The 22190-nt window shown below is 72.1% G+C and carries 25 protein-coding genes; 14 read left to right on the top strand and 11 right to left on the bottom strand.

Features of this window, described 5'->3' with window-relative positions:
* Positions 1–272: 272 nt before the first annotated feature.
* On the bottom strand, positions 273–710 hold the full coding sequence (locus AB0H75_RS14590; RefSeq protein ID WP_367795976.1) for a winged helix-turn-helix transcriptional regulator: 438 nt from the start codon (positions 708–710) through the stop codon (positions 273–275).
* A 61-nt stretch (positions 711–771) separates the two neighbouring features.
* On the opposite strand from AB0H75_RS14590, the gene AB0H75_RS14585 reads away from it, so the two are divergent.
* Together AB0H75_RS14585 and AB0H75_RS14580 are read left to right on the top strand one after the other, a co-directional pair.
* On the top strand, positions 772–1632 hold the full coding sequence (locus AB0H75_RS14585; RefSeq protein ID WP_367796026.1) for an alpha/beta fold hydrolase: 861 nt from the start codon (positions 772–774) through the stop codon (positions 1630–1632).
* 164 nt (positions 1633–1796) lie between these two features.
* A complete protein-coding gene (locus AB0H75_RS14580; protein WP_367795973.1) occupies positions 1797–2585 on the top strand; it encodes an alpha/beta hydrolase in 789 nt (262 codons plus the stop codon).
* Between the two features lie 351 nt (positions 2586–2936).
* Here AB0H75_RS14580 and AB0H75_RS14575 read toward each other — a convergent pair whose 3' ends face one another.
* Positions 2937–3272 carry an EthD domain-containing protein gene (locus AB0H75_RS14575; protein WP_367795970.1) on the bottom strand — a complete coding sequence of 112 codons (336 nt, stop codon included), beginning with the start codon at positions 3270–3272 and terminating at the stop codon, positions 2937–2939.
* 139 nt (positions 3273–3411) lie between these two features.
* On the opposite strand from AB0H75_RS14575, the gene AB0H75_RS14570 reads away from it, so the two are divergent.
* Positions 3412–3783 carry a MerR family transcriptional regulator gene (locus tag AB0H75_RS14570; RefSeq protein WP_367795967.1) on the top strand — a complete coding sequence of 124 codons (372 nt, stop codon included), beginning with the start codon at positions 3412–3414 and terminating at the stop codon, positions 3781–3783.
* Between the two features lie 222 nt (positions 3784–4005).
* On the opposite strand, the gene AB0H75_RS14565 is transcribed toward AB0H75_RS14570, so the two are convergent.
* From AB0H75_RS14565 to AB0H75_RS14555, 3 genes are all read right to left on the bottom strand, one after another.
* The gene (locus AB0H75_RS14565) at positions 4006–4386 is read right to left on the bottom strand and encodes an amidohydrolase family protein (protein ID WP_367795964.1); all 381 of its coding nucleotides are present in this window, start codon (positions 4384–4386) and stop codon (positions 4006–4008) included.
* Between the two features lie 133 nt (positions 4387–4519).
* Positions 4520–5194: a response regulator gene (locus AB0H75_RS14560; RefSeq protein ID WP_367795961.1), complete on the bottom strand. Its 675-nt coding sequence runs from the start codon at positions 5192–5194 to the stop codon at positions 4520–4522.
* Positions 5191–6366: a sensor histidine kinase gene (locus AB0H75_RS14555; protein ID WP_367795958.1), complete on the bottom strand. Its 1176-nt coding sequence runs from the start codon at positions 6364–6366 to the stop codon at positions 5191–5193. The genes AB0H75_RS14560 and AB0H75_RS14555 overlap by 4 nt, the downstream gene beginning before the upstream one ends.
* Positions 6367–6555: 189 nt before the next feature.
* Here AB0H75_RS14555 and AB0H75_RS14550 point away from each other — a divergent pair, with 189 nt between their 5' ends.
* Positions 6556–8112: an alpha/beta hydrolase gene (locus tag AB0H75_RS14550; protein WP_367795955.1), complete on the top strand. Its 1557-nt coding sequence runs from the start codon at positions 6556–6558 to the stop codon at positions 8110–8112.
* A 69-nt stretch (positions 8113–8181) separates the two neighbouring features.
* Here the strand turns inward: AB0H75_RS14550 and AB0H75_RS14545 are convergent, their stop codons facing one another.
* Positions 8182–8484, bottom strand: a complete 303-nt coding sequence (locus AB0H75_RS14545; RefSeq protein ID WP_367795952.1) for a hypothetical protein — start codon at positions 8482–8484, stop codon at positions 8182–8184.
* 148 nt (positions 8485–8632) lie between these two features.
* On the opposite strand from AB0H75_RS14545, the gene AB0H75_RS14540 reads away from it, so the two are divergent.
* Both AB0H75_RS14540 and AB0H75_RS14535 read left to right on the top strand, forming a co-directional pair.
* A complete protein-coding gene (locus AB0H75_RS14540) occupies positions 8633–9223 on the top strand; it encodes a TetR/AcrR family transcriptional regulator (RefSeq protein ID WP_367795949.1) in 591 nt (196 codons plus the stop codon).
* Complete coding sequence (locus tag AB0H75_RS14535; protein ID WP_367795946.1) at positions 9220–9702, top strand: DUF6653 family protein; 483 nt, start codon at positions 9220–9222, stop codon at positions 9700–9702. The genes AB0H75_RS14540 and AB0H75_RS14535 overlap by 4 nt, the downstream gene beginning before the upstream one ends.
* A 69-nt stretch (positions 9703–9771) precedes the next feature.
* Here the strand turns inward: AB0H75_RS14535 and AB0H75_RS14530 are convergent, their stop codons facing one another.
* Entirely contained in the window at positions 9772–10506 is a 735-nt protein-coding gene (locus AB0H75_RS14530; RefSeq protein ID WP_367795943.1) for a LysR family substrate-binding domain-containing protein, read from the bottom strand.
* Between the two features lie 54 nt (positions 10507–10560).
* Between AB0H75_RS14530 and AB0H75_RS14525 the strand changes: the two genes are divergently transcribed.
* The 3 genes from AB0H75_RS14525 (at position 10561) to AB0H75_RS14515 (ending at position 12727) form a co-directional block, all read left to right on the top strand.
* On the top strand, positions 10561–10938 hold the full coding sequence (locus tag AB0H75_RS14525; protein ID WP_367795940.1) for a DUF5997 family protein: 378 nt from the start codon (positions 10561–10563) through the stop codon (positions 10936–10938).
* A 75-nt stretch (positions 10939–11013) separates the two neighbouring features.
* Positions 11014–12087 carry a Gfo/Idh/MocA family protein gene (locus AB0H75_RS14520; RefSeq protein ID WP_367795937.1) on the top strand — a complete coding sequence of 358 codons (1074 nt, stop codon included), beginning with the start codon at positions 11014–11016 and terminating at the stop codon, positions 12085–12087.
* A gap of 67 nt (positions 12088–12154) precedes the next feature.
* Positions 12155–12727 carry an alpha/beta fold hydrolase gene (locus AB0H75_RS14515; protein WP_367795934.1) on the top strand — a complete coding sequence of 191 codons (573 nt, stop codon included), beginning with the start codon at positions 12155–12157 and terminating at the stop codon, positions 12725–12727.
* 16 nt (positions 12728–12743) lie between these two features.
* On the opposite strand, the gene AB0H75_RS14510 is transcribed toward AB0H75_RS14515, so the two are convergent.
* Positions 12744–12929, bottom strand: coding sequence for a hypothetical protein (locus AB0H75_RS14510; RefSeq protein WP_367795931.1), 186 nt, complete (start codon positions 12927–12929; stop codon positions 12744–12746).
* Positions 12930–13069: 140 nt separating this feature from the next.
* Between AB0H75_RS14510 and AB0H75_RS14505 the strand changes: the two genes are divergently transcribed.
* Both AB0H75_RS14505 and AB0H75_RS14500 read left to right on the top strand, forming a co-directional pair.
* Positions 13070–14992, top strand: a complete 1923-nt coding sequence (locus AB0H75_RS14505; RefSeq protein WP_367795928.1) for a hypothetical protein — start codon at positions 13070–13072, stop codon at positions 14990–14992.
* Between the two features lie 102 nt (positions 14993–15094).
* Positions 15095–16903 carry a PLP-dependent aminotransferase family protein gene (locus AB0H75_RS14500; RefSeq protein WP_367795925.1) on the top strand — a complete coding sequence of 603 codons (1809 nt, stop codon included), beginning with the start codon at positions 15095–15097 and terminating at the stop codon, positions 16901–16903.
* A gap of 147 nt (positions 16904–17050) precedes the next feature.
* Here AB0H75_RS14500 and AB0H75_RS14495 read toward each other — a convergent pair whose 3' ends face one another.
* Positions 17051–17650, bottom strand: coding sequence for a hypothetical protein (locus AB0H75_RS14495; RefSeq protein WP_367795922.1), 600 nt, complete (start codon positions 17648–17650; stop codon positions 17051–17053).
* Positions 17647–18651, bottom strand: coding sequence for a PASTA domain-containing protein (locus AB0H75_RS14490; RefSeq protein WP_367795919.1), 1005 nt, complete (start codon positions 18649–18651; stop codon positions 17647–17649). Before AB0H75_RS14490 ends, AB0H75_RS14495 begins: the two co-directional genes overlap by 4 nt.
* 137 nt (positions 18652–18788) lie before the next feature.
* On the opposite strand from AB0H75_RS14490, the gene AB0H75_RS14485 reads away from it, so the two are divergent.
* Complete coding sequence (locus AB0H75_RS14485) at positions 18789–19766, top strand: aldo/keto reductase (protein WP_367795916.1); 978 nt, start codon at positions 18789–18791, stop codon at positions 19764–19766.
* Positions 19767–19841: 75 nt separating this feature from the next.
* Positions 19842–20318, top strand: coding sequence for an N-acetyltransferase family protein (locus AB0H75_RS14480; protein WP_367795913.1), 477 nt, complete (start codon positions 19842–19844; stop codon positions 20316–20318).
* A 66-nt stretch (positions 20319–20384) separates the two neighbouring features.
* Here AB0H75_RS14480 and AB0H75_RS14475 read toward each other — a convergent pair whose 3' ends face one another.
* Entirely contained in the window at positions 20385–20675 is a 291-nt protein-coding gene (locus AB0H75_RS14475; protein ID WP_367795910.1) for a hypothetical protein, read from the bottom strand.
* A 204-nt stretch (positions 20676–20879) separates the two neighbouring features.
* Between AB0H75_RS14475 and AB0H75_RS14470 the strand changes: the two genes are divergently transcribed.
* Positions 20880–22190 carry an MFS transporter gene (locus AB0H75_RS14470; RefSeq protein WP_367795907.1) on the top strand — a complete coding sequence of 437 codons (1311 nt, stop codon included), beginning with the start codon at positions 20880–20882 and terminating at the stop codon, positions 22188–22190.

The raw sequence follows: 22190 nt of genomic DNA, 5'->3' as shown, positions 1-22190 counted from the left end.
GACGCGGCTTCTTCTTCCCCATGCTCTCCATCATGGACATCCTTCCGGGGACGAGCCCCTGATCTCGGATGTCCGTCAAACCGGATCAAGCCCACTTGAGACGATCTGCGCCGCGAATCGGCACATCTTTCCTGTCGGCCAGGTCTCGGGATACGACGAATTCTGAGTGGGCGTTCAGGCGTGGTTGATGAAAGTATGCCCACTCTGCACTCACGGTATTTTGTGCTGTTTGCTCGATGGGTTTGGAGGAGTCCTTCGTCGGCTCGCGGCTGTCAGCCGTGGTCGTCCGGGCTGTCGGCGGCGTCGAACATGTGGCAGTTGTGCTGGATCAGGGGCATGTACTGCTCAGCCCAGGCTCGCAGACTTCGCAGCGGCGCGACGAGTGTGGTGCCCAGATCGGTCAGGCGGTAGTACACCCGTGGAGGCTTGCTCGCCTCAACACGGCGAGCGACAAGTCCGTCTCGTTCCAGCGCCCTGAGGGTCTGCGCCAGCATCTTCTGCGACACACCGGTCATCTCGCGCTTCAGTTCGGTGAACCGCAGTTCGCCCTCGGCGGCGGCGAGCGACAGCACCGCCATGGTCGTCCATCGCGACCCCACCCGGTCGAGCAGGAGCCTGGTTGGGCAGAGAGGATCGAACAGGTTCCCCTGCCGTGAGGCAGTTACCACGAGGTCACCTGGTGTCGGAAAAGTGCCGTCTTCCCCGTTCATTGAAAGTCTCCTACGGTTACCACGTTTCCAAGCGTAACCAGGGAGGGCACCTGTGCGCCAGATGACTCTTTCTCCTCACCTTCCCGGCGCGACCGTGCATCGGATACCGATCGACGGGGTCGAACTCGCCGTGGAGACTCTCGGGCAGGGGCCGGCTGTGCTGCTGCTGCATGGTTTCCCGCACACCCGCGCGATCTGGCGCGATGTCGCACCCCGGCTGGCCGCGGCAGGTTTCCGGGCCGTCGCGCCGGACCTGCACGGGCTGGGCGACAGCACACCCGCCGTCCGCGGCTACCAGGCATCGGCGATCGCCACGGACCTGCTCGGGATGCTGGATGTCCTCGGTGACCGCGAGGCGCACGTGGTCGGCACCGATCTAGGCGTCTCTCCGGCATTCGCTCTGGCGGCATCGTCGCCCGAGCGCGTGACCAGCCTGACCCTGTCCGAAGGGCTGATCGGATTTCTGCCCGGCGCCGAGGCATTCCTGCGGCAGGGGCCGCCGTGGTGGTTCGGCTTCCACCAGGCGCCCGATGGTCTGGCCGAGGACGTCCTGGAGAACTCGGCGGAGCGCTACGTCCGCTTCTTCCTCTCCGCCGGTAGCCGCCGAGGTGTGCCGGCAGACCTTGCGCGGGTGATCGTCGAGGCATATCGGGGCAGGACGAGCCTCGGCAGTGCCTTCGACCACTACCGCGCGGTGCCGGCCACCGCGGAGTGGATCGGGAACTGGGCGCAGGACCAGCGACTGACGACGCCGGCCCTCGCCATCGGCGGTGGCGCGATCGGCGCGGCCACCGCCCGCCAGCTCGAACCGATCACCGGCCGCCTCACGCAGCATCTGCTTGAGGACTGCGGTCACATCACCCCGGTCGACCAGCCGGACGCCTTCGCCGACCTTTTCATCGAGCACGCCCGGGCCGTCTGAGCTCACGCCTTCATGACCCGTCCGGAACAAAACCGGCCCGAACTCACAGCAAGGAGCAGATATGAGCCGCGAGCAGCGAGAGGCCGTTCGGCAGTTGCGCGCGTCGTCCCCCCCTCGACCTTGGCGGTGCGGTCCACGAACAGCGCGCCCTGTTCGAGCAGCTGTTGTCCCACCATCCTGTCCCTGAGGACGTCATCGTCACCGAAGCCCGCTACGACACGGTCCCTGGCCTTTTGGTCGAACTCGCGGAAGAGCCCTGCGCCGGCGCCGTCCTGTACTTCCACGGCGGGGCGTATGTTTTCGGATCGGCGCGCAGCTCGCTGGGGATCGTCGCGGACCTCGCCCGCAGGTCACAGACGCGGGTGATCACCATCGACTACCGCCTGGCGCCCGAGCATCCCGCCCCTGCCGCCACCGACGACGCGGTACGCGCCTATCGCGCCCTGATCGCCTCCGGCGTCGACCCGCAACAGGTGGTGGTCGCCGGTGAGTCGGCCGGCGGCGGGGTAGTGCTCGGCCTGCTGGCGGCTCTCTCCGCCGCCGGCGAGCCGATGCCCGCCGCGGCGTTGCTGTTCTCGCCGTGGGTTGACCTCACGCTCAGCGGCGATTCGATGACGGTCAGGGCCGAGGCGGACTTCATCCTGAACCGCACCGCCCTCGAACGCCGCGTGCGTGACTACCTCGGTGACGCGTCCTCGGCGGAACAGCACAGCCCGCTGTTCGCGGACCTGCGCGGTCTGCCGCCCACGTTGATCCAGGTCGGCTCTGACGAGGTGCTCCTGGACGACTCCATCCGGCTTGCGGCACGGCTCGCGGCGGCCGACGTGTCGGTGACGCTGGACGTCACCGCGCAGGCGACGCACGTCTTCCAGTCATTCGCCGCCTCGTGGGACGAGGCCGACGCGGCGATGACCCGCGCGGCCACATTCGTCCGCACGATGGTGAAGCCGTGAGCAGCGAGCCACCCGCCCGGCGTCGGCATCCGCGCCGGGCAAGCGGTAAGTGGTTGACGGTGCTCATTCCGGCCGGGCGATCCGCTTGGTGCCGGGGATCGGCACGACGTCGTCCCTGTCCCGGTTGAGCACCCAGGCGAGGGCCGGGCCGCGGCCGAGTTCGCGGAGCGGGGGCAGCAGGTCGTTTCGATGTCGCGGGTGAACAGGGAGTACTCGTACTGGCCGGCGGTGACGGGGTGGACGGCGTGGGCGCGGCGGACGGTGGCGGGTGCGGCCTCGGAGATGCCGACCGAGGTGGCGCACCTCGCCCGCCAGGCTCCGCCTCGTCGTCCAGCTTCGCCGCAGCGCGTATCAGATCACGACCTTCTCTTCGGTGACCATGACCACCACCGAATCCACATCGATGAACTTGCTCTCGTCCGGGTTCAGCAGCTCCTTGTAATTCTTCGATCCGAAGAAGGCATCATGGTCCGCCCAGGTTTCGAACCAGATCTCAGTGAGGCCGTCGTAGCCGGGGCTCGGGTAGCCGTCGGCGGGAACCGGGTGAGAGACGGTGTACTTCTTCACGTACCGTCGCGCCTCCGGGATGGAGGCGAACAATGGGGCGTGGTGGTTGCGGTGATAATCAACGAACTCCTCGAGGGTCATCCCCCCGATGCGGTTAATCATGAAAGCGAACTTGATCATGATTGGCTTCCTACGTCTCGCGGCACGGGGGAGGCGACCGCCTGCCCCGGCGTCGGGTTGGCAGCTACGGGGATACGCTAAATGCTCACATCGATGTCATGGGCAAGGCATTGTGACCTAATGCACACGAGGAGTTGAGATGCGGATCGGTGAGCTGTCTGCCCGGACAGGAGCAAGCCGTCGATCGCTGCGCTATTACGAGCAGCAGGGCCTGCTGGTCAGCACGAGATCGCCCAGTGGCCAGCGGTGCTACAACGACGATCACGTCCAGCGGGTGGCGCTGATTCAGACATTCCTAGCCGCTGGCATGTCCAGCATGAGCATCGCTCAGATGGTCCCCTGCATGTCGGAACCCACCAGGGCCAAGGCCCTGCATGCCTTGACCGTCATGAATCATGAGCGAACCCGCCTTACATCGATGATCGACCGCCTCACGGCCGCCAGGGAAGCGCTTGATCGCCTGATCGAGGTCAACCGGTCCTTCCTGGCGAATGCGACGGATGCTGATTGAGTGACGGTGGGCGGTAGCGGTGAGATGGTCGCGGTTGTGTTCCCTGCTTGGCCCGCGTGAGGGTTGACCAGGTATTCCCTGCGGGTGCCAACGAATCCGGCGAGCAACACCCTCACCGCTATGGTCCCCTGCTGGCAGCGCTCCGGGGCCATGTGCGCCAGTTCGCCGAAACGATGATGAACCGCCGTGGCCGGGACTTCCGCTCGTGCGGCCGCTCAGCTTTCAGGGTTCGCGCGCGGTGGCCGGTGTGACGGGGTGGCCGGCGCACCAGACGGCGCGGATGGCGCGGGTGGCCGTGATGTCCCGGGTCGGGTCGCCGTCGACCAGCAGCAGGTCGGCCCGCATGCCCGGCCGGACGGCGCCCCGGTCGGGCAGGCCGAAGGCGCGGGCGGGCAGCACGGTGGCCGAGCGCAGGATCTCCGCCGGTGTCATCCCGGCCCGTGCCATCAGCTCGAACTCGTGGTGCAGGCAGGCCGGCAACAGGGCGGTCTTGGCGCCATCGCGGTCCTGCCAGCTCGCGGCCAACACCGCGACCGTCACGAGCATGCCGGTGGTGTCGGTGACGATGAACCGCTTGGGGGTCATGGCGCGGGACTTCAACAAGCGTGACACTGGAAGGTGTCGTCCCTCGGCGTATGGCCTTTCCGGTCATCATGGCGATGTCCTCGACAGAGCTGACGATCGCGGCACTTCTCGCGGCCGGCTGGTATCCGCTGGTTGTGGGCGCTTGCCGGTTTCAGCGGTGGTCGTTGTCGGCGAAGCCGGTGCGGTAGGCGAGGACCACGGCTTGGACGCGGTCGCGCAGGTCCAGTTTGGTGAGGATCCGGGAGACGTAGGTTCGGACGGTCTCGAAGCTGATCACCAGCTCCGCGGCGATCTCGGCGTTGGAGAGGCCACGGGCGATCAGCCGCAGTACCTCGCGTTCGCGGGGAGCCAGGACGGCCAGCGGATCCTCGCCGGGGGTGGAGGCGGCCGGGCGGAGGCGGTCGGCGAAGCGGCCTATCAGGGTACGGGTCACGGCGGGGGACAGCAGGGACTCCCCGCGGGCGACGGTGCGGACGCCGTTCACCAGGTCCAGGAGAGGGGCGTCCTTCAGGAGGAAGCCGCTGGCTCCGGCGCGCAGGGCTTCGTAGACGTACTCGTCCACGTTGAACGTGGTCACCACCAGCACCTTTGGCGGCGCCACGACACCGGGGCCGGCGATGCGCCTGGTCACCTCGATGCCGTCCATCAGCGGCATGTGGATGTCCATGACCACCACGTCGGGCTTCAGGCCGGCGACCGCCTCGACCGCGGCCGGGCCGTCGGCGGCCACGCCGACCACCGTCATGTCCGGCTGCGCGTCGAACGCCGTCACATAGCCGGTACGGACGATCTCCTGGTCCTCGCAGATCATGACACGGATGGTCATGCGGTACCGCCTACGGGGATCGACGCGGAGACTCGGAATCCGCCGTCCGGTTGCTCGCCCGCGGACAGCTCGCCGCCCAGCGCGGCCACCCGGTCGCGCAGCCCGGCCAGGCCGCGGCCGCCGGAGAGGCCGCCTCTCGCGCCGACGGGGACCGCGGCGGCGGCGTTCGTCACCTCGACCTCCACGCGGTCGTCCCGGTAGCCGATGCGAACGGTGGTGGGGCGGCCTTCGGCGTACTTGACGGCGTTCGTCAGGCCCTCCTGCACCACCCGGTACACGGCCAGCCCCACGCCGACCGGGAGCGGGGGCTGGTCGCCGTCCTCCACCAGCTCGGCCGGCTGGCCGCCGCTCCGGGTCCGTTCGACCAGGTCGCGTACGCTGCCCACGACGGGCGTGGCCGACTCCCCGGTCGCCTCCAGCACGTCCAGCAGGTACCGCAGCTCGGCCAGGGCCCGGCGGCCGGCGCCGCCGATCGTGGCCAGTGCCGTGACCACGCGCTCCGGTGACGTGGCCACGAACTGCGTGGCGTCGGCCTGCACGACGATGGCGGTGACATGGTGGGTCACCACGTCGTGCAGCTCCCGCGCGATGCGCGCCCGCTCCGCGGCGGCCGCGGCCTCGGTGGCGAGCCGCCGCCGCTCGGCCTCCTGGAGCCGCTGCCCGCGTACGAAGGCGCCGACCAGCCAGCACGCGGCGAAAAGCAGGTAGAACACCACGAAGTCGCTCTGCAGAGCCGGTGAGCCGCGCAGGATCACGGCCGCGCACAACACGACGTACGCGGCCGACGCCACGACGGCGGTGACGCGCCGGAACCGCTCCTGGTGCGCGCCCACCGAGTACAGCGCGATGTACACCGTCACGGTGCCGAAGTGCATCGGGTAGCCGAGCGTCTCGTAGATGATGAAAGCCGTGCCGTTGATCGCCAGGCACGCGGCGGGCCACCGGGTACGCACGGCCAGAGGCACCGTCTGGGCCAGGACCAGGACGATCTGGAACGCGTCGGCCGGGCGTCCTGACAGGTCGCCGAACTGGACGCTCATGATCGACAGCGCCGGCACGAACGCCAGCCCGGTGGACACGACGGCCAGCCACCGGTCCCACACCGTGGCGTCGTAGACGCGCCACACCTCCCGCACTCTCCGCAAGCGGTCGCTGGCCCAGGTCCCCGACATGACTCAGAGCCTAGCGATCCCTGATCCCCGACATCGCCGCGCTTGTCCCTCATGTGAGCTACACGGAATGTCCGCAACGCAGTGATTCGGGACAGGGCCCTCCGCTCCTACCTTTCTCATCAGCGGCTGACAACCACGGTCAACCGCGAAGCCGGATCGCGGCACATCGGTCATTCGGAGGACAGCATCATGGGAAACACCATCCGCGTACGCGCCGTCGTCGCCGGCGCCCTGACCGCGGTCGCGGCAACGGGGGCGGTGATCGGCGGGCAGCCGGCCGGCGCCAGGGCCGAGGCGAGCACCGGTCACGTCCAGTCTTCGATCAAGTGGGGTGAGTGCCCGGAACTCGCGCCGGGCGCCAAACGGGACCCCAGGCAGACCTGCGGCACGGTCGAGGTGCCTCTGGACTACCGCCGCCCCGACGGAGAGACCATCACCGTCGCGGTCTCCAGGATCGCCACCGCCAAGCACGGCAAGAAGCGCGGCGACCTGCTGTTCAATCCCGGTGGCCCGGGACTGCAGGGCCTGGACGTGCCCGGCCAGATGGCACTCACGCTCCCGAAGGGGGTGCTGGACTCCTACGACCTGATCGGGTTCGACGCGCGTGGCGTCGGGCACAGCACCCCGATGAGCTGCGGTCTGTCCGGCAGCAGCCTTCTCACCATCTTCCCCTATCCCGGCGCCGGCGGCTCGATCAAGGGCAATGTCGCCACCGCGCGCGCCGTCGCCCGGCAGTGCGCCACGATCGGTGACAAGCTCCGCTTCTTCAACAGCGCGAACACGGCACGCGACATGGATCGCATCCGCCAGGCGCTCGGGGCGCGGAAGATCTCCTACTGGGGCCAGTCCTTCGGCACCTACCTCGGCGCGGTCTACGCCTCGTTGTTCCCTCGCAACACCGACCTGATGGTGCTGGAGGGCAACGTCGATCCGGGCAAGGTGTGGGCGAAGATGCTGAACACCTGGAACCAGGGCATGAACGACCGGTTCCCGGACGCCGCCCGCGTGGCCGCGGCGGCCGACGCCGACCTCGGGCTGGGCGACACCGCCGAGGAGGTCACCGACACCTTCCTCGCGCTGGCCGACCGCCTTGACCGGAAGCCGGCCACGATGGCGGGCACATCGGTGGCCATCAGCGGTGCGCTGCTGCGCGGCGTCACGTACCAGATGTTGCAGCGCAACGAGATGCTCGCCCCGCTCACCCAGTTCTGGAAGGCGGCGGCCGACCTGTCCGCGGGCAGGACCCCGGCGGACACGGGCGTCGCCGTGCTCCGGCAGATTCTCGCCGACACCCCGGCCGCGAAGGGCGTGCCGGCGGACAACCAGGCCACCATGGTCCTGGCCATGCTCTGCGGGGACACCACCTGGTCACGGAATGTGGACTCCTACGCCAAGGCCACCGCGGCCGCCCGCGCGAAGTACCCGCTGAGCGCGGGCATGCCCAACAACATCCTGCCGTGCGCGTTCTGGTCGCAGAAGCCGATCGAGCCGGTGGTCAAGATCACCTCGCACGGTCCGCGGAACATCCTGATCCTGCAGAACCGCCGCGACAACGCCACGCCGTGGGCCGCGGGCCGGGGGATGCGCAGGGCGCTGGGTGAGCGCGCCGGCTTCCTCGGTGTCGAGCACGGCGGCCACTTCGTCTACGGCACCGGCTCGACCTGCGCCGACAAGGCCACCGTCGCGTTCCTGATCAAGGGGACCCTGCCGGCCGGGGACGCCTCCTGCGACGGCCCCCGCCCCTGACCGAGTTCGGCGGAGCCCAGGCCGGAGCGGTGGATCGTGCGGGTGTCGCGGCGCCGGTCGCTGGAGTGCTCAGGGGATGTAGATGAGGAAGTAGTAGCCCGGTGGGCGGTAGCGGTCGCCCTCGTAGTAGCGGCAGGTGGCGAGGCCGGTGTACTGGCCGTTCACGGCGGCGTCCTGGAAGCCGGCCCTGCACTCGTCCATGGTCGGGTACTGCTCGGACCAGTACCAGTCCGGTGGCAGCGGGGCGAGGAACGTCCTCGCGGCCGGGGCGGGGGCGGAAGCCGAAGCTGAAGCGGGTGCCGTGCCGGCCAGGGTGGCGGCGCCCAGAGCGGCGGCGAGCAGGGCCGCGGCGGGTAAGTCGCTGATCTTCATGGGGCTCCTCACGGTCGGGTGACAGGACACCTTCAGATCAGCACTGATCGCCGGCGGTGGGAAGTCCTGTTTTTTGGGGGCGAGCCGGGCCGGGGCTGTTAAGCTATGACTGAATATCCGAACTAGTCATAGGGATACAGTGTTGGCCGTGGCATTCACGGCGGACGATCGGGTGCGCATCACCGCGTCCCTGCTCGACACCGCCGAAGAGCTCTTCGCCGTCCAAGGGCTGAAGAAGACCTCGCTCGAAGAGCTGGTCGCGCCCGCGGGCATCGCCAAGGGCAGCTTCTACGCGTTCTTCGACTCCAAGGAGGACCTCTACAAGGAGGTCATGATCCGCAGGGCGCCGGCCCTGGGCAGACGGCTGGCCGCCGCGCTCGAACGGCCGCCGAGTGCCGAGGCGCTGGCCGGGCTGATGCGCGGCATGGTCGAGGTGCTCACCACCGACCCGTTCTACCGGCGGCTGCTCGCCCGGCCCGACGAGCTGGAGGCCGTGGCCCGCAGGGTCGGGCCCGAGGAGGTCGCCCGCGTCACGCCGCACCTGGTGACGCCGTTGCTCGACTACCTCGCCCGCGGGCAGGCCGACGGCGTCATCGTCGCGGACGTGTCACCGGAGGTGCTGCTCGGCGTGCTGCGTACCGCCGGGCTGCTGGTGCTGAACCGCGACAGGTACGGACCCGACCACGAGCAGGTGCTCGATGCCACCATCAACGCGCTGGCGAGAGGGCTGATCGCATGAACGTGCTGAAGAGGTACGCGCGGGCCGCCGGGATGTCCGACGAGGCGTGGAAGCGCCACGCCAACCCGTGGAGCGTCTGGACCAGGTTCGCGGCCATCCCGCTGATGATCGCGGCGATCTGGAGCCGGGAGTGGATCGGCTGGTGGGCGCTGGTGCCGGTCGGCCTGGTCGCCGTCTGGCTGGCGCTCAACCCGCACGTCTTCCCCGCGGTCGAGCGGCCCGACGGCTGGGCGGCCAGGGGGATCTACGGCGAGAAGATGTGGCTGCACGACCGGTCGCTGGTCACCGGCGACCACCGCAACGTGCAGCGGCTGCTCGTCGGCGTGGGTTCGGCGGGGTTCGTGCTGCTCGTCTGGGGGTTGGTCGCGCTGGAGCCGTGGCCGACGGTGTTCGGGGCCAGCCTGATCACGCTGGGCCAGTTGTGGCGCATCGACCGGCTCGGGCAGCTCTACCTCGCGCACGCCTCCCGGAGCGGGTGAGCGGGTGAGCGGGTGAGCGGGTGAGCGAGAGGGAGCCGGGCGACCCCGGCCGCCCCGGGGAGGGCCGGGTCAGCGGGGGCGGGGGCCCTTCTTCCTGCGGGTGGGTTGCGTGGCGCGGCGGCGGGCGGTGTTTTTCTGGGCGGGTTTCTGGGGCTGGCGGCGGGCCGGTTTCTCCGCCGGGGGAGGGGCGGTGGTGCGGCCGCGAGAGCTGTTGGCGGTGCGGCCGCGGACGATGCCGATGAAATCCTCCACCAGGTCGGTGGTCGCGGCCGTGGGCCAGGCCAGCGCGACCTGGGACTGCGGCGCGTCCGTCACCGGCCGGTACGTGAGGTCCCTGCGGTGGTGGAGGCGGGCCAGCGACTGCGGCACCAGGAGCAGCCCGGCGCCGGCCGCCACCAGCTCGACGGCTTCCGCGGTCGTGGCGGGGCGGGTGAACGCGGGCGAGCCGGGCCGGACCGCCCATTCGAGGGTGTCGTCGAGAGGCCACAACACCTCGTCGTCGGCCAGGTCGGCGGCGGTCACCTCGTCGGCGGCGGCCACCGCGTGGTCCTTGGGCACCACGACCACCGTGGTCTCCACGTAGAGGGGGATCACGCTGAGCTCGGCGCGGTCGATCGGCAGCCGGACGAACCCGGCGTCGGCCCCGCCGTCGCGCAGGAGCCCCGCCGCCTCGCCGACGGGCGCGTCCACCAGGGTCAACGGCACGTCGGGCAGCCGCTCGGCCCAGATCCTGACCCATTTCGCGGGGGTCACCCCGGGCACGTACGCCAGCCGGAACACCGTGCCGATCTCACCGTCGCTCACCGTCCCAGGGTATCGATGTCGGGCAGGCCGTTCCGACTGGCTACGCTAGGCGCCATGACCTCGTCCAAACCGAAGAGCGTCCAGACGATGAAGCCCGAGACCGCGGCCAAGAAGCTGGGTGTCCTCTTCTCGGCCACTCCCGCCGAGTTCCAGGCGGGCGTCGTCTCCAGGGACGAGCTGAACGCGTTGCAGGCCAAGCCGCCCGCCTGGCTCGTCGAGCTGCGCCGCAACGGCCCGCACCCCAAGCAGGTCGTCGCCGCCAAGCTCGGGGTCTCCATCTCCGGCCTGCTCAGGAACGGCATCACCGAGCCGCTCACCACCGCCGAGATCGACGCGCTGAAGGCGGAGAACCCGGCGTGGCTGGAGCACGAGCGGTCCGTCCAGGCCGATGCCCGCAAGGAAGCGCTCCGCCTCAAGCAGCGCGAGAGCTGACCGGCAGGCCGGGCTGCCGGCCCCTACCGTACGCTGATCCGCACCCGCCCCGGCTCCCGAGGAGGTCAGGCGCTCATGGCCACGACGTTCGGCGCGATCGGCAGCGGCCGGCGGACTCGGTTCTTCCTGCGGCTGGCCGCGGCGGTCCCCGACCGGCTGCGGGTCGCCGGCGTCGTCACCCGCAGCGCCGAGCGGGGCGAGGAGGTCACCGCCCGGTGGGGCGTGCCGGCCTTCCGCACGGTCGGCGAGCTGCTGCGGCACGAGCGCCCCGACTACGTCGCCGCGGCGGTGCCCTGGCCCGCCATGCCGGACGCGATCCGCGAGGTGGCCCGGCACCGGACGCCGGTGCTGGCCGAGACCCCGCCCGCCCCCGACCTGGACGGGCTGCGCGCCCTGTGGCGGGACGTGGGCGCCACCGGCCTGGTGCAGGTCGCCGAGCAGTACCTGCTGATGCCCGGGCACGCGGCGCGGCTGGCGCTCGTCCGGGACGGCGTGATCGGCGAGCCGACCTCGGTCCAGGTCTCCTCTACTCACCTGTACCACGCGGTGTCGATGATCCGCGGCCTGCTGGGGGTCGGGTTCGAGGCCGCCGAGGTACGCGCCGGAGCGTTCGAGGCGCCGCTGGCCAACCCCCTGACCCCCGACGGGTGGAGCGGCGACGACACCCCGCAGCGGCTGACCACCACCATCGCCACCCTCGACTTCGGCGGCCGGACGGGCCTGTACGACTTCACCGACAACCAGTGGTGGAACCCGCTGCGCATGCGGCGCATCGTGGTGCGCGGCTCGATCGGCGAGCTGGCCGACGACCGCGTGGTCCGGCTGGTCGATCCGACGACGCCGGTGGAGTCCGTGCTGATCAGGCGCGACACCGGGGTCGATCTCAACCTGGAGCTGCGCGACCTGAAGCACATCAGCTTCGACGGGCGGGTGGTCTACCGCAACCCGTTCGAGGGCGCGGGCCTGTCCGACGACGACATCGCGGTCGCCGACATCCTGGAGCGCACGGGCGCCTGGGCCCGGGGGGAGGGGCCGGCGCCCTACCCGCTGGCCGAGGCGTGCCAGGACCACCTGATCGCCCTCGCGATCGGCGAGTCGGCGCGCGGCGGCGGCCCGGCCGTCACCGGCAAGGAGGCGTGGGCGGGCTAGTGGGCGGGCTGGCGGCGCCCCGGAAACGCGGGAGCGCTGGGCGCCGAGGCCGTGCCATACTCCCGGCATGGCTCCTGAGGCGGTCTTCGGGGTGCCGACGCGGCACGAGGGTGATCCGGAGCGGGTGGCCGTGCTGCTGCCCGGGGCGGGATACGTGCCCGCGCGGCCGCTCCTGCACTACGCGCGCACGGTGCTCGCCCGGCACGGGTGGTCGGTGCAGGAGGTCTGGTGGCAGGCGCCGGAGACCGAGGACGTGGTGGAAAGGTCCCGGTGGGTCGCCGGGCAGGCGCGGGCGGCGCTCGACCGGGAGCGGGCCGGGCGGCTGCTGCTCGTGGGCAAGTCGCTCGGGACGTTCGCGGCGCCGGTGGCGGCCGAGCGAGGGCTGCCGGCGATCTGGCTGACCCCCTTGCTCGGTTACGACGTCGTCGTGGCCGGGCTGCGCGGCACCCCGGCGCCCGCGCTGCTGGTGGGAGGCACCGCCGACAGGTCCTGGGACGGCGACGTGGCGCGGGGCCTCGGGCACGAGTACGTCGAGATCCCCGGCGCCGATCACGGGCTGGAGGGCGGCGATCCGGTGGAGTCGGCCCGGATGCTGGCGGACGTGACCGCCGCCATGAACCGCTTCGTCGGCGGCCTGTGAGCGAGGCCCGGAAGGGTCAGACGGCGGCCATCGCGGGGCCCGTCACGGAGCCCATCACTGGGGCCGGGTGCGCGTCGGCGGCCAGGGCGCGGAGCTGGTCGGCGAAGGCGAGGGCCTGGTCAGGGGTCATGCGGGGCTCGGAGCCCACGTAGAAGACGACGATGTCGCCATGGGGGGAGCGTACGGCGGTGAAAGGAATCATGGTGCTCCGCATTCTGCCGGGCCGCACCGACAGTTTCGAGCGAATTGAACCGCCGGGAGACGCCGTACGTCCTCATTCTCGAACGGTATTCGGAGTACCGTTCCCGAACTCAGCCCAGTAGACCGACAGGGGAGCGGAACGTGGGCGTAGCACATTGGCCGGAGGTGCTGCCGGCCCGGGATGTCGAGGTCAGATTGGCGCTCGTTCTGGGGGAGCGGGCGCTGCACGTCAACGGAGATCTACAGACCGCGCGGCGCTGGTTCGACGCCGCCTACCGCCAGGCCGAGCAGTCCGGCGACCCGATCGCGCTGGGGCAGGCGGCGCTGGGCCTCGGCGGGCGGTGGGTCCAGGAGCACCGGACCTGCGCGGATTCGGAAGGGGTGCGGGCACGGCAGTTGCGGGCGCTGTCGCTGCTGGACGCCTCCTCGCCGCTGGCGCTGCGGCTGCGCGTACGGATGCGGGGGGAGGACGACTACCGGGACGGCGCGCATGCCGGGATCCTGCAGGCGCTGCGGGAGGCGCGGGAGTCGGAGGACCCGCTCGCCGTGGCGGAGGCGCTGAGCCTGGCGCACCACTGCCTGCTCGGCCCGGAGCACGCGGCGCTCAGGCGGGAGCTGGCCGGCGAGCTCATCGGGCAGGCCGCGGTGACCGAGCGCCGCGGCGACCTGCTGATGGGCCTGATGTGGCGGACCGTCGACCTGTTCCTGGCCGCCGACCCGCACGCCGAGCGCTGCCTGGAGGAGCTGCGCCGGCTGCTGGGCGAGCACGCCTACCTCGCGGTCGAGTACGTGGTCAACGCCATCGAGGTGATGCTCGCCATCCGCGAGGGCCGCTTCGAGGAGGCGGAGAAGCTGGCCGGCGAGTGCTTCGAGCGCGGCGTCAAGGCCGGCGACATGGACGCCACCGGCTGGTTCGGCGGCCAGCTCGGCGCCATCCGCTGGTACCAGGGCCGCGCCGGCGAGCTGGTGCCCGCGCTGCTCGACCTGGTCAGCTCGCCCACCCTCAGCCCGATCGACCACTCCTACCTCGCCGGCCTCGCGCTGGCCGCGGCGGTGGCCGGGGACCGGCGGCTGGCGGCCGGCAACCTGGCCCGGGTCCGCGGCCGGGACCTCGCCGCCCTGCCCAGTTCGAGCACCTGGCTGGTCACGATGTACCTCGTCGTCGAGGCCGCCCACCTGGTGCGCGACACCGGCACGGCGGCGCAGGCGTACGCGCTGCTCAGCCCGTACGCCGGCCTGCCCGTGATCGGCAGCCTCGGCGTGGTGTGCTTCGGGTCGGTGGAGCACTCGCTGGGCGTGGCCGCGCTCACGATCGGCGACCTGGACCGGGCCGTGCGGCACCTGCGCGCCGCCGTGCAGGCGAACCTGGCGCTGGGGCACTGGCCGGCGGCCGCGCTGTCGCGGTGCCGGCTGGGGCAGGCCCTGGCGTTGCGCGACGGGCCGCAGGACGAGACGGCGCGCGCCGAGCTGTCCGCGGCGGCGCAGGAGGCCAGGGAGCTGGGGATGACGCTGCCCGGCCTGACCGGGCGGGCGGACGGGCCGCGGGCGGCGTGCCGGCTGCGCAGGCACGGGCGGCACTGGCAGGTCGAGCTGGGCGGGCGGATCGCGGTGGTGGACCACAGCGTGGGGATGGCCCACCTGGCCGCGCTCGTCGCCAACCCCGGGCGCGAGATCCTGGCCGCCGACCTGGCGGCGGGCACGTGGTCGCGGGAGGGCGAGGGCTCCTCGGCCCAGCCGGTGCTGGACGACCTCGCCCGGGACTCCTACCGGGAGCGGCTGACGCAGCTCCAGTCCGAGATCGACGAGCTGGAGGAGATGAACGACCTGGAACGGGTCTCGGCGCTGCGGCTGGAACGCGAGTGGCTGGTGGCCGAGCTGTCGGCGGCCACCGGCATCGGCGGGCGGGCGCGGCCGTTCGCGGGCAGCGAGGAGCGGGCCAGGATCGCGGTGGGCAAGGCGATCAGGCGGGCGCTGTCGCGCATCGAGGCCGTGGACGCGGTGATCGGGGAGGAACTGCGCGCCTCGGTGCAGACCGGGCTGCGCTGCTGCTACCGCCCCCGCTGAACCGCCGCTCCTCCCGCCGGCGCTTCCCCCTGGAGATGGAACGGGATGGCACGCCCCCAGGGTGACGGGGTCCGTTTCGACCGCTTCAGGGGGAACGTCCACATGCGTAGTCCGCAACGACTCAACGTGCCGATCCACCTCGACCGGGGGCTGGCCGAGCCGCTGCAGGCCCAGCTCGCCGGCCAGCTCAAGTCGGCCATCCTGGCGGGACGGCTCGCGCCCCGCGCCCGGATGCCGTCCACCCGCACCCTGGCCTCGGTGCTGGGGATCTCGCGGGGGGTGGCGCTGGCGGCGTACGAGAGGCTGCTCGCCGACGGGTGCGTCGAGGGGCGGCACGGGGCGGGCACGTACGTCGCCGGCGCCGAGCCGGCCCCGCCCGGTGGCTCGCCCGGTGGCTCGCTCGGTGGCTCGCTCGACGGCCCGTCCGGTGGCCCGTCCGGTGGCCCGTCCGGTGGCCCGTCCGGTGGCTCGCTCGACGGCCCGTCCGGTGGCCCGTCCGATGACCCCTCCGGTGGCTCGCCTGGCGATCGGTCCGGGGATGGGCGCCCGCCGTCCGGAGACCTCATCGACCTGCGGAGGGAGCGGCCGAGCACGCAGGCGTTCCCGCTGGCCGCGTGGCGGGCGGCCTGGCGGCGGGCCGGGCACCACGCGCCGCCCGCCGACGAGCCGCCCGCCGGAGGGCTGCCGGAGCTGCGGGCGGTGATCGCGGCGCACCTGAGGGAGACCCGCGGCCTGGTGCTCGACCGGCACGAGATCCTGGTCGCAGCGGGGTACGGCGAGGCGCTGGAGCTCCTGCTGCGCGGGTGGGGGTACGGGCAGGGGTACGGGCAGGGGCGGGGGCAGGGGCACGGGCGGGGGCACGGGCGCCGGCCGGTCATCGCGCTGGAGGATCCCGCGCCGCCGCGGCTCAGGGCCGCCTACGCCCGCCTGGGCACGGTGCTGCCGCTGCCCGCCGACCGGGCCGGGGCCCGGCCCGACCTGATCCCGCGCGGCTGCGACGTGGTCGCCGTACTGCCGGAACGCGGCAACCCCCTGGGCACGCGGATGCCGCTCCAGCGGCGTCGGGCCCTGGCGGCGTGGGCGCGCGGCAGCGGAGGGCTGGTGATCGAGCCGGCCTTCGACGGCCTGTTCGACGCGGGCGTGAACCCGCTGCCCAGCGTGCTGGCACTCGCGAACGGCGACCCGGCGGACCTGGCGGGAGCGGGCCGGGCAGGAAGGGGTCGGGCGGAAGTGGGCCCGGCGGGAGCGGAAGCGGGAGCGGGCCGGGAGGGAGCGGGGGTGCCGGGGGCGGGGACGGCGGGGATGGCGGGTTGCGGGACCGTGGGGATGGTGGGGTCCTTCTGTGAGGTGTTGACCCCGGCGTTGCGGCTGGCGTTCGCGGTCGTCCCGCGGGGCTGGGCCGGTCCGCAGGAGGACGGCGCCGGGCCCGGGGAGCCGTCGTTCACCTGCCAGCTCGCGGTGGCCGACCTGCTCGCCTCCGGAGCCGTGACGCGGCGGGCGGACCGGCTGGCCGCCCTGTACGCGGCCAAGCGGGCCCTCGTTCGGCAGGCGCTGGCGGCCTACCCCGGGGTCCGCCTGCTCGGCGCGGACACCGGCATCTCGGCGACCCTGCTGCTCCCGGACGGGATCGAGGCCGGCGCGGTGGTGGCGGAGCTGCTGGAGCGGCGGGTCGCGGTGGCCGGGCTCGGCGCCTTCCACCAGCGGCGCGGCGGCGCGCACGTCCTCGGCAACGGCCTCGTCCTGTACTACGGCCACCTGGACACCGTCACGCTGCGCCGCGCGCTGCGAGTCCTGACCAGGACGCTCGGCACCCACCGCCCGAGCCACCACCCCAGCCACCACCCCGGCCCCCGCCCGAGCCCCGGTCCGGGCGCGTGGCCGGAACCGGACGGCCGCCGTACCGTCGCCTGACCCGATCGGGCAGTGCGCGGCCGGGCGCACCGGGCCCCGGACTCCGACGCCGCCCGCACGTACGCGATGGTCGGCGCCGCCATGTACGACGCCGTCAACGGCCTCGCGACCGCCCGCGGCGACCAGGGGGCCAGGACCGGGAACGGGTCAGCTCGCGGTCCTGGCCTGCCTGAGCAGCGGGATGCCGTCGCCGAAGTCGCGGTTGAGCGGCAGCGTGACGGCCACGAGGCGGGCCTTGCCCACCTCGACCCCCTCGATCTTGAACACGATCGAGACCGCGCAGTCGCCGCCGGTCAGCCGCACCAGCCGCCCCGCCCGCACGCTGGCCTGCACGAACGTGAGGTGCAGCACCAGGTTGACGCCGCAGTTCAGCCGCGCCACCGGCTGCCCGTCGAGGCGCACCTCGATGTACGGCTTGTGCTCGGAGACGATCTCGTGCTCGGCCAGCGGCACCATCTGACCGGCGCCCGGGTTGTCGAGGGTGTACCGGGCGGCCTCGCGCAGCCTGCGGTACTTCACCCAGCCGTTCAGCAGGACGGAGCCGAGGTCGATGCCCCGCAGCAGCTCGACCCCGGCCCGCGCGGCCTCGCCCGTCAGCACCTCGGGCGGCGTGTGCAGCAGGTGCCGGGTCCCGTCGAGGACCCGCTGGGTGTCGAGGGCGCGGGCCAGCTCCGCGCGGGCACGCTCGGGGTCGGCGCTCAGCAGCAGGTCGGCGGTGCTGGGGTGGGTGGTGAAGGTGACGGTCACCGTACGATCTCCCTGATCTCCTGAAGGCCCCCGTCGTGGTGGCACACGAGCTCGATCCGCAGGGCGGGCGCAAGGTCGCGGATCTCCAGGTGCGGGTCCGGGTCGGCGTGGGCGACGCAGACGAGCGTGCCGGCCCGCTCGTTCACCCGCTCGTCCGCCCGCTCGCCGGGGCGCCGCCGGGCCCTGCGCAGCGCCCAGCCGCCCGCCGCCAGCACGGCCACGACGGCCGCCAGCCCGACGGGCGCCGTCAGGCCGCCCGAGGCGTCGCGCTCGTCGGGGTCGATGACCTCGCTCCCGGCGTTCCCGGTGGGGACGGTGTCCGCCGGGCTGGGGGAGGCGCCCGGCCCGGTGGTCCCGGTCAGCGTGACGGTGACCGTGTCGCCGGGGTCGGCGAGGCTGCCGGCGGCCGGGTCCTGGTCGCTCACGCGGCCGGACCTGCCGCCGCCGACGGCCAGTTCGAGCCCGGCGTCGTCGAGCCGGGCGCGGGCCGCCTTCCTGGTGAGCCCGTGCAGGTCGGGCACCACGACCTGCCTGACCACCGGCGGGGGAGGGGTGATCGGCGTCTCCAGGTCGATGGTGACGTCGGAGCCGCAGGCCACCAGCTCCTCGTGGGTCGGCGTCTGGTCGGTCACGGTGGCCCCGCCCGCCGCCCCGGAGGGCCTGGCGGTCACGGTGAAGCCGTCCTGCTCCAGCACGGCGGTCGCGACGTCCCTGGTCAGGCCCATGACGTCGGGCGGATGGCCCATCGGGACGGCGTCGTGGGTGCCCGACAGCGGCTCGCAGGTCCTGGTCTCGTCGGGGGTGGGGGTGTCGGCCGGGGTGTCGGCCGGGGTGACGTCCGGCGTGAGCTCGTCCGTGGGGAAGGAGCTGTCCACGGGCGGCTCCGGTGACGCGGGCGCCACGGCGACGGCGGCCCCGGGGAGGACCGGCACGGCGGCCACGGCGGCCCCGGCCGCCAGCACGCCCGCCACCAGCATCCGAGCCGCCGTCCCGTACCGCATCGCGCACCTCCCGGCCTCAGCGGCAGGCTAGGCGCGCCCGCCCGCTCCAGGGATGAGTAGGCCCCTACTCAACTCGGAGGAGTGCCGCGCGACGTGGTGAAATACGAGACAGTACGCAAAGGAAGCGAGCCACTCTGATGGAACACCGCATATTGGGACGCACCGGTCGCGAGGTCGGCGTCATCGGCCTCGGCGCCTGGCAGCTCGGCGCCGACTGGGGCGAGGTCTCCGAGGACGAGGCCCTCGCCACGCTGTCGGCGGCCGTGGACGCGGGCGTCACCTTCATCGACACCGCCGACGTCTACGGCGACGGCCGCAGCGAGCAGATCGTCGGCCGCTTCGCCAAGGGCCACCCCGGCCTGACCGTCGCCACCAAGATGGGCCGGCGGATGGAGCAGATCCCCGCCACCTACGTGATGTCCAACTTCCGCGCCTGGAACGAGCGCTCCCGCCAGAACCTCGGCGTGGACACGATCGACCTGGTGCAGCTGCACTGCCCGCCGACGCCCGTCTACTCCACCGACGCGGTCTTCGACGCCCTCGACACCCTGGTGGCCGAGGAGAAGATCGCCGCCTACGGGGTCAGCGTGGAGACCTGCGAGGAGGCGCTGACCGCCATCGCCCGCCCCGGCGTGGCGAGCGTGCAGATCATCCTCAACGCCTTCCGCCTCAAGCCCCTGGAGCGGGTGCTGCCGGCCGCGCGTGCCGCCGGGGTGGGCATCATCGCCCGCGTCCCGCTGGCCAGCGGCCTGCTGTCGGGCCGCTACGACGAGCACACCACGTTCGCGGCCGACGACCACCGCTCCTTCAACCGGCACGGCGAGGCGTTCGACGTCGGGGAGACCTTCTCGGGCGTGGACTTCTCCACCGGCCTGGAGGCGGTCCGCCGGCTGGCCCCGCTGGTGCCGGAGGGCGCGACGATGGCGCAGTTCGCGCTGCGCTGGATCCTCGACCAGGAGGGCGTCTCCGTGGTGATCCCCGGCGCCCGCAACCCGGCCCAGGCCGTCGCCAACGCGGCCGCCGCCGGGCTGGCCCCGCTGCCGGCCGCGACGCTGGAGGCGGTCGCGGGCGTCTACGACGAGCTGATCCGCCCCCAGGTGCACCACCGCTGGTGACGGCCCGGCGCCCGCCCTCCCGGCGGGCGCCGCCCGGGCCGGGAGCGGTGCTGACCTGCCCGTACGCTGGTGGTCATGATTCGTCCCGCTACCCCCGGCGATGTCCCCGCCATCCTCTCCCTGATCCGCGAGCTGGCCGAGTACGAGAAGGCCGCCCACGAGGTGCGCGCCACCGAGGAGGACCTGCGTGCCGCCCTGTTCGGCGACCGGCCGGCCGTCTTCGCGCACATTGCCGAGGCCGACGGCGAGATCGCCGGTTTCGTCCTGTGGTTCCTGACCTTCTCCACCTGGCGCGGCACGCACGGCATCCACATGGAGGACCTGTACGTGCGCCCGCGGCACCGGGGCGGCGGCCTCGGCCTGGCGCTGATGGGCGAGCTGGGCCGCATCTGCGCCGAGCGCGGCTACCAGCGCCTGGAGTGGGCGGTGCTCGACTGGAACGAGCCGTCCATCGGCTTCTACGAGAAGCTGGGCGCGGTCCGGCAGGACGAGTGGCTGACGTACCGGCTGACCGACGAGCCCCTGCGGCGGCTGGCCGGCCGCGCCCGCTGAGCGGCGGCCACCGGAAGGGAGGTCACGCAGGTCACGCACGGTGACGTGACCTGCGTGACGGCCAGGTTAAACCCCCGCGTGCGACTTGCTCCGCATCCCCTGGGTCTGGCCGTAGCCGTCCATGCCGGACTCCTCGATCTCGCTGTGCGTCTCCTCGATGCGCAGCGCGATGCCCATGGCGAAGAAGGTCGGAGCCCACTCGCCGATGAAGATCCCCCACCGGTCGGCCCGGTCGAGGCCGGCCCGCTCGGCGTTCTTGGACGCGAACCAGCTCGCGAAGGCCAGGCCGATGGAGCCGAGGCCCGCGAGGTACATGTGGTTGGACTTGATGCCCATCTTGTGCAGCATCTTGATCATGGTTATCCCCCCTTGCTGTGAGTGCTGTTACCCCAGGTAAGCGGGTGTAACCGATGATTACGCGCATGTTTCCGGCGTGACGCATGTGCGTGGCATGTTACGGAGGTGAATCACATGTAACCGGCGCACAGCCACGCAGGGTCAAAGTGCGTAACGACCGCTTCCTACCGTGAGGATCCCGGACGCCGAACGTAGGAGTGGTCGATGGCGCGCTGGATCGCCGAGTGGCACCCCGATGACCCAGCCTTCTGGGAGAGCACAGGAAAGCGCGTCGCACGGCGCAACCTGATCTTCTCTATCCTGGCCGAGCATCTCGGCTTCACCGTATGGACCTTGTGGAGCATCGTCGCGACCAGGCTGGGGTCGTACGAGTTCACCACCGACGAGCTGTTCTGGCTGGTCGCGCTGCCGAACCTGATCGGCTCGGCGCTGCGGCTGCCCTACACCTTCGGCCCCGCCAGGTTCGGCGGGCGCACCTTCACCGTGGCCAGCGCGCTGCTGCTGCTGATCCCCGCGGCGCTGCTCGGCGTGGCGGTCAGCGATCCGGGCACGCCCTACTGGGCGTTCCTGGTGATCGCGGCCCTCGCCGGGTTCGGCGGCGGCAACTTCGCCTCCAGCATGGCCAACATCACCTACTTCTACCCCCGCGGCAAGCAGGGCCTCGCGCTCGGGCTCAACGCCGCCGGCGGCAACATCGGCGTCAGCTCCGTGCAGCTCGTCATGCCGCTGGTGATCGGCTCGCTCGGGCTGGCCGCGGCCGGGTGGTTCTGGATCCCGTTCATCGTCGTGGCCGCCGCCTGCGCCTGGTTCTTCATGGACAACCTGACCACCGCCAAGGCCGACCCGCGCCAGCAGCTCGCCGTGGCGGGCAAGGCCCAGACGTGGATCATGTCGTTCCTCTACATCGGGACGTTCGGCTCGTTCATCGGCTACTCCACCGCCTTCCCGCTGCTGAGCAAGAGCCTGTTCCCCGACTCGCCGTACGCGGCCGTCGCCTTCGCCGGGCCGCTCGTCGGCTCGCTCGTCCGCCCGGCCGGCGGCTGGCTGGCCGACCGGCTGGGCGGCGCCCCGGTCACGCTGTGGAGCTTCGCCGTGATGGGCGGCGGCGTCCTGCTGGTCTGGACGGCCAGCGAGTCCGGCGGCTTCTGGGCGTTCTTCCTCGCCTTCCAGCTGCTGTTCCTGACCGCCGGCATCGGCAACGGCTCCACGTACCGGATGATCCCGGCGATCTTCCAGGCCAAGGCCGTGGCCGAGCGCGGCGAGGGCGAGGAGGCCCTGCTGCACGGCAAGCGCCAGGCCGCGGCCGCGCTCGGCATCATCTCGGCGGTCGGCGCGCTCGGCGGGTTCCTCATCAACCGGGCCTTCGGGATGGCCTTCGCCGCCGCCGGCTCGCCGGCCCCGGCCTTCCTCGCCTTCGGCGTCTTCTACGCCACCTGCTTCGCGCTCACCTGGTGGTGCTACGTCCGCAGGGTCGGCAGCGGGGTCGTGGCCAGCCTCGCCCACGCCAGGGTCTGA

It is taken from the genome of Nonomuraea sp. NPDC050783 (genome assembly GCF_040802095.1).
In the GTDB taxonomy this organism is placed as follows: domain Bacteria; phylum Actinomycetota; class Actinomycetes; order Streptosporangiales; family Streptosporangiaceae; genus Nonomuraea.
This window is presented reverse-complemented; position numbering and strand designations above follow the sequence as displayed.